Here is a 13593-nt window from a genome sequence, read left to right on the forward strand (position 1 = left end):
CGAGGGCGGTTACCAGCACCGGAATGCAGTCAACCGATCGATTCATGATGCTTGCTAAAACAAGAAGGAGTGCAAAGCATGAACTCAAGTGAATTGGTTCTTTACTTCGACGGGCGGTGTCCGTTGTGCGTCGCGGAAATTCGGCGTCTCGGGGCCCGCGACGCGCGGCATCAACTGGCGTTCGTCGATATCGCCAGGCCGGGCTTCGACCCGGCGCCGCTGGGCGTCGACCTGCACGCGCTGAATCGCGAGCTGCATGCGCGCCTGCCTGACGGACGCATGCTGACCGGCGTCGACAGCATCCTGGCCGCCCATGCGCTGGCCGGGCGTCGCTGGCTCGTCTGGCTGCTGCGCGTGCCGGCGCTGCGCGCAGCGCTTGCGCCGCTGTATCGCCGCTTCGCGCGCAACCGGCACGCTGTTTCGCGCTGGCTCGGGTATCGCGCCGAAGCGTGCTGCGACGACGCAGTGTGCGGTGCCGGCGAGCCCGCCGAAAGCCGGGAAGCAGACCGCCCTGCGCGCGACACCCTGCGCCGCATCGTCGTGAACTGGATGGTGGCGGTAGCGATCGTGCACCTGCTGGCCGGCGCAGTCGTGCCGTGGGTGGCCGGTACGCCGTGGCTCGACGCGTATCACCGGGGGATCGAACTGCATTTCCGGGCGGGAGCGGCACCCGAAGCCGCGCGTGCCCAGCAGATCTGGTGGATGTCGCTGATCGGCGCGACGGTGCAGTGCGCGTCGGTCTGGATGCTCGCGCTCGTACATCTCGGCAACCGGTTGCGGAAACGGGAAGTGTGGGGCTGGCTGCTGGCCGGCCTGTCGATCTGGGCGCCGCAGGACATGCTGTTGTCGTGGCAGGCGCATGTGTGGGGCCACGTGGCGATCGACGTTGCCGCGCTCGTCGCGATGGTGCCGCCGCTTGTCTGGCTGTGGAGGAGGGATACGGTATGAACACCTTGCCTGCTTTCGACTGGGCGCTCAACCTGCTGATCGTGCAGGGCGCGATGGGCGCATTCGATACGCTTTATCACCATGAACTCACGCAGGACCTGCCGCACAGCCCGCGCGCGCGGCTCGAGCTGGCGATTCACGCGGTGCGGTCGGTACTGTACGGCCTCGTGTTCGCATCGATCGCGAACGTCGCGTTTCACGGCGCGTGGGTCGCGGCGCTCGCGGCGGTCGTGCTCGTCGAAGTGGTGCTGACGTTGTGGGATTTCGTCGTCGAGGACCAAAGCCGCAAGCTGCCGGCGACCGAGCGCGTGCTGCACACGCTGCTGGCCGTCAACGGCGGCGCGCTGTTCGGGATGATCGCGATGCAACTGGCCGTTTGGGCGCACGAACCCACCGCGCTGCAGCCGATCGATCTCGGCTGGCGCGGCTGGCTGCTCAGCCTGTTTGCCGTCGGCGTGACGGTGTCGGGCATTCGCGACGGGATCGCCGCGTGCCGCATCGCGCACCGCGCGCCGGCCGCCAACCCGTTCGCGGGGCAGCCGCCCGGCAACGTGCTCGCGACCGGCGGGACCGGCTTCATCGGCGAAATTCTCGTGAACCAGCTGCTCGATGCGGGGCATACCGTCACGTTGCTGGCGCGCGATCCGCTGCGCGCGGCCTACCTGTTTCACGGCCGCGTGCGCAGCGTGACGTCCGCCGAACAGCTGCAGCCGCACGAGCGTTTCGACACGGTCATCAATCTCGCGGGCGCACCGGTGCTGGGCGCACGCTGGAGCAAGCACCGGCAGGCGGTGCTGCTCGCGAGCCGCGTCGGCGTCACGCAGTCGCTGATGCGCTGGGTCGAGCGCGCCGAGGTCAAGCCGCGCACGTGGATCCAGGCGTCCGCGATCGGTTATTACGGCGTGCGGCCGGGCGACGAACGGCTCGACGAACGCAGCAGCGCCGGCACGGGCTTCATGTCGGATCTGTGCCGGCAGTGGGAGCAGGCCGCGCAGCCGCTCGAGCGTCACGGCGTGCGCACGGTGGTGCTGCGGCTGGGCATCGTGTTCGGCCCCGGCGGCGCGTTGCGACCGATGCTGCTGCCGCACTACTTCGGGATGGGCGGGCGATTCGGCGACGGCGCGCAGGTGATCAGCTGGATTCACCGCGACGACGTGCTGCGGATCGTTGCGCGTGCGATGTCGAACGCGGGCATGCACGGCGTCTACAATGCGGTCGCACCGGTGCCGGTGACCCAGCGCGAGTTCGTGCAGGTCGTGACGAAGGTGCTGCGCCGCCCCGCGATGCTGCATGTGCCGGGGGCGCCGCTGCGCGTCGCGATGGGCGAGATGGCCGAGCTGCTGCTGGACGGGCAGCGCGTGATGCCGGCACGGCTGCATCAGGACGGCTTCATGTTCCGCTTTCCAACGATCGAGCACGCGCTGCGCGATCTGACGAACCGGCCGCACACCGATTTCGCACACACGGCCTGCCGTTTGCCGCGAGGTCGTGTATAAATTCGGCGTGAACGCGTTCGGGGCGTGTCGTACGCCCCGAATGCTCCGCATCCGACCTCACAAGGAGACTGCATGCTGCACATCCTCGGCAAGATCCCGTCCATCAACGTCCGCAAGGTGCTGTGGCTGTGCACCGAACTGAACCTGCCGTTCGAACAGGAAGACTGGGGCGCGGGCTTCCGCACGACCAACGATCCGGCCTATCTCGCGCTGAATCCGAACGCGCTCGTGCCCGTCATCAAGGACGACGACTTCGTGCTCTGGGAATCGAACACGATCATCCGTTACCTCGCGAACCGCTACGGCGGCGACGCGCTGTATCCGGCCGAGCCGCAGGCGCGCGCGCGGGTCGACCAGTGGATCGACTGGCAGGGTGCGGACCTGAACCGCTCGTGGGTCGGCGCGTTTCTCGGCCTCGTGCGCAAATCGCCCGATCACCAGCATCCGGACGGCATCGCGCAGTCGATCGCGGGCTGGACGAAGCACATGCACGTGCTGAATGCGCAGCTCGACAAGACGGGCGCGTACGTGGCCGGCAACACCTTCACGCTCGCGGACATTCCGATCGGCCTGTCGGTCAACCGCTGGTTCGGCACGCCGTTCGAGCATCCGGATCTGCCGGCCGTGTCGCGCTACATCGAACGTCTGGCGACGCGCGAAGGTTTCAAGCAATACGCGGGCAGCGCGAATCCGTAATGCAAGGCAGGTAGCGCGTGAAGCGGCAGTGTTGCAATCGCTGCCGCCTTACGCCTGATTCATCGGCTCATGCACCCGGCGCCGGCACCGCATCGAGCACGCGCGCGAGAAACGCCTCGTGATTCCACGCGGATTCCGGCCGCGACAGCCCGAGCCGCACGACCACCAGCTGACGGCTCGGCACCACGCTCACGAACTGACCTTCATGGCCGACCGCATGAAACGCGTCGGCCGGCATCGCGGGCGCCTGCGGATCGCGATCGTTGAACGGCTCCGGCACCTTGACCCACAGCTGCGCGCCGAACTCCTGCCGCGCCGACTGCGGCGTCGCGCGCGTCAGGTAGCGCACCCAGCCTTCGGGCAGCAGCCGCTGCCCGTTCCACATCCCGTCCTGCAGCAGAAGCTGGCCGAAGCGCGCCCAGTCGCGCGCGTTCGCATACAGGTACGACGGCGCGACGAGCGTGCCGGACGCATCGGGCTCGAACACCGCGCTGCGCATCCCGAGCGGCGCGAACAGCGCGCGGCGCGGATACGCGAGGTAGTCGTTCTCGCTGCCGCCGAGCGCTTCGCGCATCACGCGCGCGACGATCGCGCTCGTGCCGCTCGAGTAGTACCACTGCGTGCCGGGCGTCGCGATGAGCGGTTTCGCCGACGCGAACCGTGCCATGTCGGGCTGCGTGAACAGCATCACGGCGACGTCGGACAGCGGGTCGTCGTAGTCCTCGTTGAACTGCAGGCCGCTCGTCATCCGCAGCAACGCGTCGAGCGTGATGGCCGCACGCGGATCGCCGGCGCCGCGCCATTCGGGCAGCAGCGCCGCCGCGTCGGGCGACAGCTTGTGCTGAGCGACGAGCGTGCCGACCAGCGCGGCCGTCACGGTCTTCGTCATCGACCAGCCGGGCAAAGGCGTGTCGGCCGTGAAGCCGGGCGCGTAGCGTTCGGCGATCACCTGGCCGCGCCACATCACGACGATCGCACGCGTGCGCCGCGGCCGTGCCGGATCGGGTTCGTCGAACGCGCGGTCGAGCGCGGTCTGCAGCTTGTGCGCGTCGATGCCGGCAGGCGGGGTGACTGATGCAGGCTGGCCGGGCGGCGGATCGGGAAGCGGCGGCAGCGCGGCGGGCAGGGCGGTCGACGTCGCGCCGGGCGACGCCCCGGGCACGAGCGTGCAGCCGAGCCCGGGCCGGAAGTCGGCTTCGCGCTCGGCGAAACCGGCGAAGGTCGCCGTCGCGCGGTGGTGATCGGGATCGATCGACGGGCGCACCAGTTTCAGCAGCGGATGGACGCCGGCCATGATGTCGACGTCGATCACGGACGCGGCCGGGCGGCCCGACACGAACACGCCGGAGCACAGCGCCTTCGCCGCGTAGCCGGTCGCGATCGGCGCGAGCCGGGACAGCATGTAGCCGGCATAGCCGACCGCGGCGGCGAGCGCGAGCGCGACACCGCGCAGCATCAGCTTCTTGAAGGGAATCGTCATGCGCGAGCGTCCTCGGTTGTCTGCAGGCAGGCCAGGAACCGGCAGTGTCGCAGGTTCGGGCGAGCGGTGGCAATGGCGGGGCGGGCGGCGTCGGTCGGGCGTATGTTGCCCGGCGTGTGCGAATCGGTTGTGTCGGTCGTAGCGGGGGCGAACGGGCCGCGCGCGGCCCGTTCAGGTCACGCTCACTGCATGTTGCTGTCCGGACGCAGCGTCCAGACCGTCGCGGTGTTCGTGTTGTCGTCGACGGCCGCGAACTGCGGCTGGCCTTTGCTGCCTTGCCCGAACGCCAGGCCGAATGCCGACCCCGGTGCGGTATCGACCTGCATTTGCGCGATGAAGCGGCCGTTCACCGTGAATTCGACGATCTCGCTCGGATGCAGCGGGTCGGGATTGACCGCGTCGCCGTTGGCGGTCACGAGATGGCCGTTCGGCGCGAGCGCCAGCGCGAGCGGCCCGTGCAGGTGCGCCGCGTCGAAGTAGATCATCCGTCCGACGCCGCCGTTACGGTTCGTCGACGCGGCGTTCTGGATCGCGAACACCGCGTTGTCGCCGGTGGACGCGACATACAGCACGTCGATGTTCGGGTCGTACGCGAGACCGGTCGGGCCGACGACGAGCGCACTGGGATCGGTCCGGTTCACATAGCCCGACGCGATGATGCGCGAGCTCGGCAGCATCGCGACGCCGTCGTTGCCGATCGACAGGTCGATCCGCGCGACCGTCCCGTTCAGCACGTTCGACACGAACGCCGTGACGCGCTGGCCGCGATCGATCACGGTCATGTCCCACGGCCCGTCGAGCAGCGCGGCGCTGACGAGTTGCGTGACGAGGCCGCCTTGCGGATTGATGACGAGCAGCGAGCCCGGTGCGACCACGGTCTTGCCGTCTGGCGCAGGGACGTTGCCGACCAGCACGAAACCGCTGCGCAGCACCGCGAGCGCGGTCGTCAGGCCGAGATTGCGGCCCTGGAAGAACGTTGCCGGCGGTTGGCCGGGCGACAGTTTCACGATCGTCGTGCCGGTGCCTTGCGCGTTCGACGCCGCGTTGAAGTTGGACACGACGACGTCGCCCGGTTTCAGCGTGCTCCACGACGGCACGCCACGCGGCACGAACGCGATGCCGTACGGATTGACGTCGCCGTTGGCGGGCACGGTCGATGCGGTGACCGATGAAATCGGCAGGATGACGTCGTCGCCGGCCCACGCGAAAGCCGACGACAACGCGACGAGCGCGGCGCCGCAAGCTGCCCGGCATAGCGTGCGCGCCATCGTGCGACAGGCGTGCGCGAAGCGCGGCGGATGAGCGGTGAAGACGGTCGGGGCGGGCGAACGACAGGAGGGAAGAGGGTCCATGGCATGACTCCGGTTGATGATCGCGATCAGTCATCCCGGCTGCCGGCCTGCGCAGCCGACGGGTGTCCGGTGCGGGTTCGCCAGCTTGCCGCGCGAACCCGCACTCGAAATAAACGGATGGCGACGGCCGGATATTCCATCCGGCAACACACGTCGAAGGCGAGCCGCCGTTCATTGTTCGCCGCGCTGGCGCCAAGGCCCGACAAGTTGAAATCCGGCCCGCCATCGGTCGATAATCGTCCGGCATTGCTCTCGCGGTCCCACTGTTCAACCGATATCGGAAAACGCCATGTCCTATGACAACAACAACCCGTTCGCGAAAATCCTGCGCGGCGAACTGCCGTGCGTGAAGGTCGCCGAAGACGACGCGACGCTCGCGATCATGGATCTCATGCCGCAGGCCGACGGTCACGTGCTCGTGATCCCGAAGGAGCCGGCCGCGCAGATCTTCGAGCTGTCCGGTGACGCGGCCGCGGCCGGCATCCGCATGACGCAGCGCGTCGCGGCGGCGGTGCGCGCGGCGCTCGAGCCGGACGGCGTGTTCATCGGCCAGTTCAACGGCGCAGCGGCCGGCCAGACGGTTCCGCACGTGCACTTCCACGTGATCCCGCGCTGGGAAGGCGCCGAGTTGCGGATGCATGCGCGTGAGATCGCCGACGCGGCGACGCTCGAAACGCTCGCGCAGCGCATTCGCGCCCGTTTCGTGTAACGGGACGATTGCGGGCGGCGCGGCAACGGCCCGCCGGCCGGCCGCCGCGCCGCCACCGGTTGTTTCAGCGGTCATGCGAGGTAACACGTGTAACGGCTGGCGAAACTCGGCCGGCCAGGCCCGGCGCTAGACTCCGCGCATTGCATCATCGAGCGACAGGAAGGGCGGATCGCCTCTTCGTGCCGGCCACCGCCTGGTGCGGCGGCGCGGCCTTCGCGAGGTGCCATTTGTCTTTCGCGCCGGGAACCGAGCCATGTCCAGACTTCTCATCACGCTTGCCCTGATCGGCGGCCTGTCCGGCTGCTACGTCGCGCCGCCGTACGGCTACGCGCCCGCGCCGGCCTACTACGGCTATGCGCCCGCGTACTACGCGCCGCCCGTCAGCGTCGGGATCGGCGGCAACATCCGCATCCGCTGATCCGGCACCGCGCGCGAGCCCCGGCCGCCCCGGCCTGGTTCGCCGCCTTTCGCCGGACGATTCGCGCGGATTCGCGCACCGCATGACGGCGGCGCACGGCGTTTCGTGTGCGCGCTTCCTATACTTCACAGGAAAGCGCATCCCCACGAGGCCGTCATGACCGTCACCCGCAAGGTCGCAGTCCTGTCGGGCGTCTCCACGCTCGTCTATCTCGGGCTCGCCGTACTCGGCAGCGGTGGGTTCGCGGTGTTTTTCTCGCATCCCCAGCTGACCGTCGTCGTGATCGCGACGCTCGTGATGGCCGTCGCCGCGCTGTTCACCGAAGGCAACCTGAGCAGCGGCGAGCGCGAGAATCGCGACAACCGCTGGGTGCTCGCCGCATTCGCGGTGAGCGGGTTCCTGCTCGCGTACCTGCCTGCGCTGACCGACCGGCTCGATGTCTGGACCTTCGGCGGCGACACGGTGCGCTGGATCGGCGTCGTGCTGTACATCGCGGGCGGCGCGCTGCGGATCTGGCCGGTGTTCGTGCTCGGCAAGCGCTTCAGCGGGCTCGTCGCGATCCAGCCGGGCCATACGCTCGTGACCGACGGCATCTACCGCCGCATCCGCAATCCGAGCTACCTTGGCCTGCTCGTCAATTCGGTCGGCTGGGCGCTGGCGTTCCGCTCGGGCGTTGGCGTGCTGCTGGTCGTGCTGATGCTGGTGCCGCTCGTCGCGCGCATCCGCTCGGAGGAGGCGCTGCTGCGTTCGCAATTCGGCGCCGAATACGACGCGTATTGCGCGCGGACGTGGCGGTTGCTGCCCGGCCTGTACTGACCCCGTCAATCTTCCCCCGACCGTCGCCCGGCCGCCCGCTCACGACGCGTGCCCGATGTGTTGCCACGTGTGTCTCAAACGTGCGGCGCCGCGCATGGCCGGCCGGTCGCCGTGCGCGGCCGGACCTTTGCCGGAGCCAATGCCGGCGCGGGTTTCAGCCGATTTCGGGATGCCCGTTCGACCGCCTTTATTCGTAAACAACTTGTTACCAGAATGTCCACGGCAAGGAAGCGGGACCGGTGCTATTCTTCGCCGCAAGCTCATTGAAATGAATTGGTCCGCGGTCCGGCACAATGCCTCACCCGACGTCGATCGATTCAGATCGTCGTACCGGGCGGACCTTCAATAACCAGATTGCGAACAAGGAAGAATACGGGAATGTGGAAGAAAATCGCCCCCGCTCTCGTCGTCGCCGCGCTGACCGGCGCGACTGCGCTGCCGGCTCTGGCAGGTGACATGAACAATGCGCTTGGCGGCGCGCTCGGCGGGGTAGCCGGCGCAGCAGTCGGCGGCGCGCTCGGCGGCAGCACGGGCTCGGTAATCGGCGGCGCCATCGGCGGCGGCGCGGGTGGTGCGGTGACGTCGAATCGTCACGAGCGCACCGGCGCGATCATCGGCGGCGCACTCGGCGGCGGCGCAGGTACCGCGGCAGGCAACGCGATGGGCGGCCGCACGGGCGGCCTGCTGGGCGCGGCAGTCGGCGGCGGCGCCGGCGCGGCACTCGGCGGCAACATGTCGCGCAACTCGTACGAGCGCGATCACGGCGACCGCGGCTATCGCCACCGCAAGCATCGTCATCACCGCGACTGGGACTGATCGCCGCTGGCGCGGCACGGTGCGCGCCATGCGCACCGGCGCGCCACGGCGTCGGCACCCGACGCGAGATTCGGCCCGGCGGCCTGCCGGGCCGTCATCGCCGGCCTGGCCGGCGACCCCCTCCGGCTTCATCAGCCGCTGCCATGCGCCCGATCCAGGGGCAGGCAACAACCCTCCCGCCCTGTTTCCCCGTTTCCCGACGACTTGGCCTGCCTCGCTTGAACGCGCCGGCACGGTGTCAGCACGCGTCATCACGGATCGTTCGTCGGCCCGTGCCGGCCTGACGACCGCGACACAGCGATCCGCTGCCGCGAGCCCGTCGCCTTTCGGTCGATTCGCATGACCGGACGGGTTGCGGCCCATCCGCCGCAGTCAGGATTTCCCTGATAGCCAGCACGCCGCGCAACGCCCCTTCACCGCGCGTCGCGGGCGCCGGCCGGTAGTGGAAAATCGAATGGATATCATCGCAACATTTAATTGGTCGATCGTGATCGACTTCGCTATCGTCAACGATGCCCGCGTACGGAGTCGACCGTGCCGCCCGCCGCGCCTCGCCGCATGATCGCGAGCGCCGCGGCCCGGCCACCGGACCCAGCAACCTGGGCCGCCGCGTCCGATCAACCGGACGGACCCGACGCGAAGCCTGGCCGACCGAACGAAGGCGCATGCGCTTTCAAGCCACCCCGGCAACGATGTCCCGCCGCCGCATGCGTGCCCCACGCGCGTGCGAACCGCCCGATGCCGTTTGCGCCAGGGGCCGGACCAACCCATTGCCTGGATGCAATATGTCTAAGACAACGTATTACGCGCCGCATGGCGGCCACCCGCCGCAGACGGATCTGCTGACCGATCGCGCGATGTTCACCGAGGCGTACGCGGTGATCCCGAAGGGTGTGATGCGCGACATCGTCACGAGCTGGCTGCCGTTCTGGACGAACACGCGCCTGTGGGTGATCGCCCGCCCGCTGTCGGGTTTCGCGGAAACCTTCTCGCAGTACATCGTCGAAGTGAATCCGGGCGGCGGCAGCGACAAGCCCGAGCAGGACAAGAACGCCGAAGCCGTGCTGTTCGTCGTCGAAGGCGAAGCCGAGCTGACGCTGCAGGGCAACAAGCACACGCTGAAGCCGGGCGGCTACGCATTCATTCCGCCGGGCGCGGACTGGACGCTGCACAACGTCAGCGATGCCGCGGTGCGCTTCCACTGGGTGCGCAAGCACTACCAGGCCGTCGACGGCATTCCGCTGCCGGAAGCGTTCGTGACCAACGAGCAGGACGTCGAGCCGATCCCGATGCCGGGCACCAACGGCGCATGGGTCACGACGCGCTTCGTCGACATGAGCGACATGCGCCACGACATGCACGTGAACATCGTGACGTTCGAGCCGGGCGGCGTGATCCCGTTCGCGGAAACGCACGTGATGGAGCACGGCCTGTACGTGCTGGAAGGCAAGGCCGTCTATCGCCTGAACCAGGACTGGGTCGAGGTCGAAGCGGGCGATTTCATGTGGCTGCGCGCGTTCTGCCCGCAGGCATGCTACTCGGGTGGCCCTGGCCGCTTCCGCTACCTGCTGTACAAAGACGTGAACCGTCACATGAACCTGTTGCTGAACCCGGCGCGCTGAGCGCCGCGCAAGTCGGACACGACAGCCCGCCGGTGCATGCCGGCGGGCTTTTTTCATGGGCGATGCGTTTCGCTACAGGCCGAGTGCCGCCGCGGCCAGCGTCGCGACTTGCAGCCGCGTATCGGGCAGCAGGCCGTCTTCCATCAACCACACGGCCGACAAACCGGACCACGCGAGAATCCACTGCAGCAGCCGGCGCCGGTCGAGCTGTGCGGCATCGGCCACGAGCGCGACGCGCCGCCCGAAACGCGCGGGATCGACCGCGATGTCGTGCACGGGATTGCAGAACAGGTTTGCGTAGTCGAACGTGCGCTCGCCGCGTAGCCCTTTCGGGTCGATCGCGAGCCAGCCGCGATCGCCGAAATGCAGGAGGTTGCCGTGATGGATGTCGCCATGCAGGACGACATCGTCGACGGGCGAGGCGGCTTCGGCCAGCAACTGGCGCGCGATTGCGGCCGAGCGGCGCAGCACGTTATGGTCCGCGTCATTCGTCAGCAGGGCACGGAACCAGTCATGAAGCGGCACGATCTGCGCAGGCGGCTGCGGCGCACGATGCGCGTGCAGCCGCGCGACGACGCCACACGCGATGCGCATCGTGTCGTCGTCGTGGCCCGATGCCGACAACGCGGCCAGCGACGGTGCCGGCTGCGCACGTTCGAGCAGGATCGCATCGACGTCGTGCTGCCACACCTGTGCGGCGCCTTGCCCGTTCCACCAGGCCATCAGTGCATTGCCGCGCCGTTCTTCGTCGCACGTGGCGACTTTCAGCATCGCGGGCCGCGCATGCCACACGACGGGTAACAGGCCGCCGCTGGCGGTCAGGATCGGGCAGCCGTCGGGAGCGAGGCCCCACAGGTCGAGGTATCGATCGAACATCCCGCGATGGTACAAGCGAACCGGATCGCGTGCCGTGTGCTCCGCCGCGACGACATGCCGCAGGCCCGCGCATGCGGCGCGAATGGCCCCCGGCGCGCTTTCCTAAATAAAATTTAGCCAGCCAAACTTTGGCTAAAGAATGTTCCGGTTTCGGGCTATCCCTTCGACAATGCGCGCCTTCCGTGACCGGTCGGCGCCCATCTTGCGCCGGCCGGCGCGGGCACTGAAGAAGGAGCCCGACATGACCGACCACATCGCCAATCCGCCGCCGCAACCCGCGCCGCCGCCGAGCCGCCGCCGCGTGTGGCGCACGCTCGCGGGCGCGCTGCTGGGCCTGACGCTCGCGTGCGCCGGCATCGGCGCATGGACGATCGATCGCATCTGGACGCAACTGCCGTCCGTCGAACACCTGGCCGTCTATCGTCCCGCGCTGCCGCTGCGGATTTTCTCGCGCGACGGCGACCTGCTTGCCGAATACGGCGTCGAGCGGCGCGAGTTCGTGCCGCTCGAACGCATCCCGCCGCTGATGCGGCACGCGCTGCTCGCGGCCGAGGATGCGAAGTTCTACGAGCACGGCGCGGTCGATATCGGCGGTCTCGCGCGCGCGACGTTCGCGAACGTCGTGACCGGGCAGCCGGGGCAGGGCGGCAGCACGATCACGATGCAGGTCGCGCGCAACTTCTACCTGACGCGCGACAAGGTGCTGAGCCGCAAGCTTGCCGAGATCCTGATGGCCGCCAAGCTCGAACGCGAATACAGCAAGGACAAGCTGCTCGAGCTGTACATGAACGAGATCTACCTGGGCGAGCGCGCATACGGCTTCGCGGCCGCCGCGAACGTGTATTTCGGCAAGCCGCTCGACGCGCTGAGCGCGGGTGAAGCGGCGGTGCTCGCGGGGCTGCCGAAGGCGCCGTCCGCGTTCAACCCGGTCGTGAATCCGTCGCGCGCGACCGCGCGGCGCAACTACGTGCTCGGCCGCATGCATGCGCTGGGCCAGCTCGACGACGCGACCTATCGCGCGGCCGTCGACGCGCCGATCGCGCTGGCGACCACGCCGCCGCCCGGGATCGTCGCGGCGCCGTACGTCGCCGAGCGCGCACGCCGGATGATGGTCGAGCGGTTTCATGACGACGCGTACACGCTCGGCCTCGACGTGACGACGACGATCTCGATGCGCGACCAGCGCGCGGCCGAAGCCTCGCTCGACCGGACGCTGAGCCGGCAGCCGCGCGCGAAGCGCGATGCGCGCAACGGGCTCGAAGGCGCGCTCGTGTCGCTCGATGCGGCCACCGGCGACATGCTCGCGCTCGTCGGCGGCGCGGATTTCAATCGCAACGTGTTCGACCATGCGCTGCAGGCGTATCGCCAGCCGGGGTCGAGCTTCAAGCCGTTCGTCTATTCGGCGGCGCTGGAGAAGGGCTACTTCCCCGGCGTGCTCGTCGACGATACGCAGCGCACGCTCACGCACGAGGAAACCGGCGCGCGGCCGTGGCGTCCGCGCAATTTCGGCAATCGTTACGAGGGCTTCATTCCGGTGCGGCGCGGGCTCGTGCGCTCGAAGAACCTGGTCGCGGTCAGCCTGATGCAGGCCACCGACGCCCGCTACGTGCAGCAGCACGCGGTGCACTTCGGCTTCGACGCGCAGCGCAATCCGGCGTCGCTGCCGCTCGCACTCGGCGCGGGCGCCGTGACGCCGCTCGAACTCGCGAGCGCCTACAGCGTGTTCGCGAACGGCGGCACGCGGATGGAGCCGCGGCTGATCCTGTCGGTGAAGCAGCGTCACGGCGGCGCGATGTACGAGGCGACCGCACCGTCGGGCGAGCGGGTCGTGTCGGCGCGCAATGCGTTCGTGATGGACAGCATGCTGCGCGACGTCGTGCGGGCCGGCACCGCGCGCGGCGCGCTCGCGCTGCGCCGCGACGACGCGGCCGGCAAGACGGGGACGTCGAACGGATCGAAGGACGTGTGGTTCGCCGGCTACTCGTCGGGCATCGTCGCGGTCGCGTGGCTCGGCTACGACACGCCGCGCCCGATGGGGCGCGCAACCGGCGCGACGCTGGCGCTGCCGGTCTGGCTCGACTACATGAAGACGGCCGTGGACGGGCGCACGCCGGTCGATGCGACGCCACCGCAGGACGTCGCGCTCGTCGACGGCGATTTCGTCTACGCCGAATACACGCGCGGCACGTGCACGTCCGACGTGCCGGCCTATATCCGCAGCCGCTTTGCGTGCGGCGGTGCGCTGGCAACCGATGCGCCGGATGCGCAGGCCGACCGCGGCCGGCGCGACGAACCGATGCCTGCCGCGGTCGATGCGGCCGAGCGCGAACGCGTGCTCGACCTGTTCCGGACCGACGACTGACG

General features: G+C 68.9%; 12 protein-coding genes. 9 read left to right on the top strand and 3 right to left on the bottom strand.

Annotated features, from left to right (window positions below):
• Positions 1-78: 78 nt before the first annotated feature.
• From ACWMMN_RS17990 to ACWMMN_RS18000, 3 genes are all read left to right on the top strand, one after another.
• The gene (locus ACWMMN_RS17990; RefSeq protein ID WP_486423738.1) at positions 79-948 is read left to right on the top strand and encodes a thiol-disulfide oxidoreductase DCC family protein; all 870 of its coding nucleotides are present in this window, start codon (positions 79-81) and stop codon (positions 946-948) included.
• Positions 945-2444 carry a TIGR01777 family oxidoreductase gene (locus ACWMMN_RS17995; RefSeq protein ID WP_256087092.1) on the top strand — a complete coding sequence of 500 codons (1500 nt, stop codon included), beginning with the start codon at positions 945-947 and terminating at the stop codon, positions 2442-2444. The genes ACWMMN_RS17990 and ACWMMN_RS17995 overlap by 4 nt, the downstream gene beginning before the upstream one ends.
• A gap of 72 nt (positions 2445-2516) precedes the next feature.
• On the top strand, positions 2517-3140 hold the full coding sequence (locus ACWMMN_RS18000) for a glutathione S-transferase family protein (RefSeq protein WP_256087093.1): 624 nt from the start codon (positions 2517-2519) through the stop codon (positions 3138-3140).
• Between the two features lie 67 nt (positions 3141-3207).
• Here ACWMMN_RS18000 and ACWMMN_RS18005 read toward each other — a convergent pair whose 3' ends face one another.
• Complete coding sequence (locus ACWMMN_RS18005) at positions 3208-4620, bottom strand: serine hydrolase domain-containing protein (protein WP_174991598.1); 1413 nt, start codon at positions 4618-4620, stop codon at positions 3208-3210.
• A 182-nt stretch (positions 4621-4802) separates the two neighbouring features.
• Entirely contained in the window at positions 4803-5972 is a 1170-nt protein-coding gene (locus ACWMMN_RS18010) for a YncE family protein (protein WP_256087094.1), read from the bottom strand.
• Between the two features lie 289 nt (positions 5973-6261).
• Here ACWMMN_RS18010 and ACWMMN_RS18015 point away from each other — a divergent pair, with 289 nt between their 5' ends.
• From ACWMMN_RS18015 to ACWMMN_RS18035, 5 genes are all read left to right on the top strand, one after another.
• Positions 6262-6681 (top strand): HIT family protein, encoded by a 420-nt coding sequence (locus ACWMMN_RS18015; RefSeq protein ID WP_059238668.1) that lies wholly within the window; start codon positions 6262-6264, stop codon positions 6679-6681.
• Between the two features lie 253 nt (positions 6682-6934).
• The gene (locus tag ACWMMN_RS18020; RefSeq protein ID WP_174991595.1) at positions 6935-7099 is read left to right on the top strand and encodes a hypothetical protein; all 165 of its coding nucleotides are present in this window, start codon (positions 6935-6937) and stop codon (positions 7097-7099) included.
• Between the two features lie 156 nt (positions 7100-7255).
• Entirely contained in the window at positions 7256-7915 is a 660-nt protein-coding gene (locus tag ACWMMN_RS18025; protein WP_059238669.1) for a methyltransferase family protein, read from the top strand.
• Positions 7916-8293: 378 nt separating this feature from the next.
• Positions 8294-8731: a hypothetical protein gene (locus ACWMMN_RS18030; protein ID WP_059238672.1), complete on the top strand. Its 438-nt coding sequence runs from the start codon at positions 8294-8296 to the stop codon at positions 8729-8731.
• Positions 8732-9516: 785 nt separating this feature from the next.
• Positions 9517-10353, top strand: coding sequence for a bifunctional allantoicase/(S)-ureidoglycine aminohydrolase (locus ACWMMN_RS18035; RefSeq protein ID WP_059238674.1), 837 nt, complete (start codon positions 9517-9519; stop codon positions 10351-10353).
• 72 nt (positions 10354-10425) lie between these two features.
• Here ACWMMN_RS18035 and ACWMMN_RS18040 read toward each other — a convergent pair whose 3' ends face one another.
• Positions 10426-11229, bottom strand: coding sequence for an aminoglycoside phosphotransferase family protein (locus ACWMMN_RS18040; RefSeq protein ID WP_486423739.1), 804 nt, complete (start codon positions 11227-11229; stop codon positions 10426-10428).
• Positions 11230-11470: 241 nt separating this feature from the next.
• On the opposite strand from ACWMMN_RS18040, the gene ACWMMN_RS18045 reads away from it, so the two are divergent.
• Positions 11471-13591 carry a penicillin-binding protein 1A gene (locus ACWMMN_RS18045; RefSeq protein WP_486423740.1) on the top strand — a complete coding sequence of 707 codons (2121 nt, stop codon included), beginning with the start codon at positions 11471-11473 and terminating at the stop codon, positions 13589-13591.
• Positions 13592-13593: the final 2 nt, after the last annotated feature.

The sequence above is a fragment of the Burkholderia cepacia complex sp. TUM26381 genome (assembly GCF_057439935.1).

Excerpts from the sequence above, each read along its gene's own strand:
- ACWMMN_RS18010 (WP_256087094.1), bottom strand. The coding sequence starts at position 5,972 with ATGGACCCTCTTCCCTCCTGTCGTTCGCCCGCCCCGACCGTCTTCACC.
- ACWMMN_RS17995 (WP_256087092.1), top strand. The coding sequence starts at position 945 with ATGAACACCTTGCCTGCTTTCGACTGGGCGCTCAACCTGCTGATCGTG.
- ACWMMN_RS17990 (WP_486423738.1), top strand. The coding sequence starts at position 79 with ATGAACTCAAGTGAATTGGTTCTTTACTTCGACGGGCGGTGTCCGTTG.
- ACWMMN_RS18025 (WP_059238669.1), top strand. The coding sequence starts at position 7,256 with ATGACCGTCACCCGCAAGGTCGCAGTCCTGTCGGGCGTCTCCACGCTC.
- ACWMMN_RS18015 (WP_059238668.1), top strand. The coding sequence starts at position 6,262 with ATGTCCTATGACAACAACAACCCGTTCGCGAAAATCCTGCGCGGCGAA.
- ACWMMN_RS18035 (WP_059238674.1), top strand. The coding sequence starts at position 9,517 with ATGTCTAAGACAACGTATTACGCGCCGCATGGCGGCCACCCGCCGCAG.
- ACWMMN_RS18030 (WP_059238672.1), top strand. The coding sequence starts at position 8,294 with ATGTGGAAGAAAATCGCCCCCGCTCTCGTCGTCGCCGCGCTGACCGGC.
- ACWMMN_RS18045 (WP_486423740.1), top strand. The coding sequence starts at position 11,471 with ATGACCGACCACATCGCCAATCCGCCGCCGCAACCCGCGCCGCCGCCG.
- ACWMMN_RS18005 (WP_174991598.1), bottom strand. The coding sequence starts at position 4,620 with ATGACGATTCCCTTCAAGAAGCTGATGCTGCGCGGTGTCGCGCTCGCG.
- ACWMMN_RS18000 (WP_256087093.1), top strand. The coding sequence starts at position 2,517 with ATGCTGCACATCCTCGGCAAGATCCCGTCCATCAACGTCCGCAAGGTG.
- ACWMMN_RS18020 (WP_174991595.1), top strand. The coding sequence starts at position 6,935 with ATGTCCAGACTTCTCATCACGCTTGCCCTGATCGGCGGCCTGTCCGGC.
- ACWMMN_RS18040 (WP_486423739.1), bottom strand. The coding sequence starts at position 11,229 with ATGTTCGATCGATACCTCGACCTGTGGGGCCTCGCTCCCGACGGCTGC.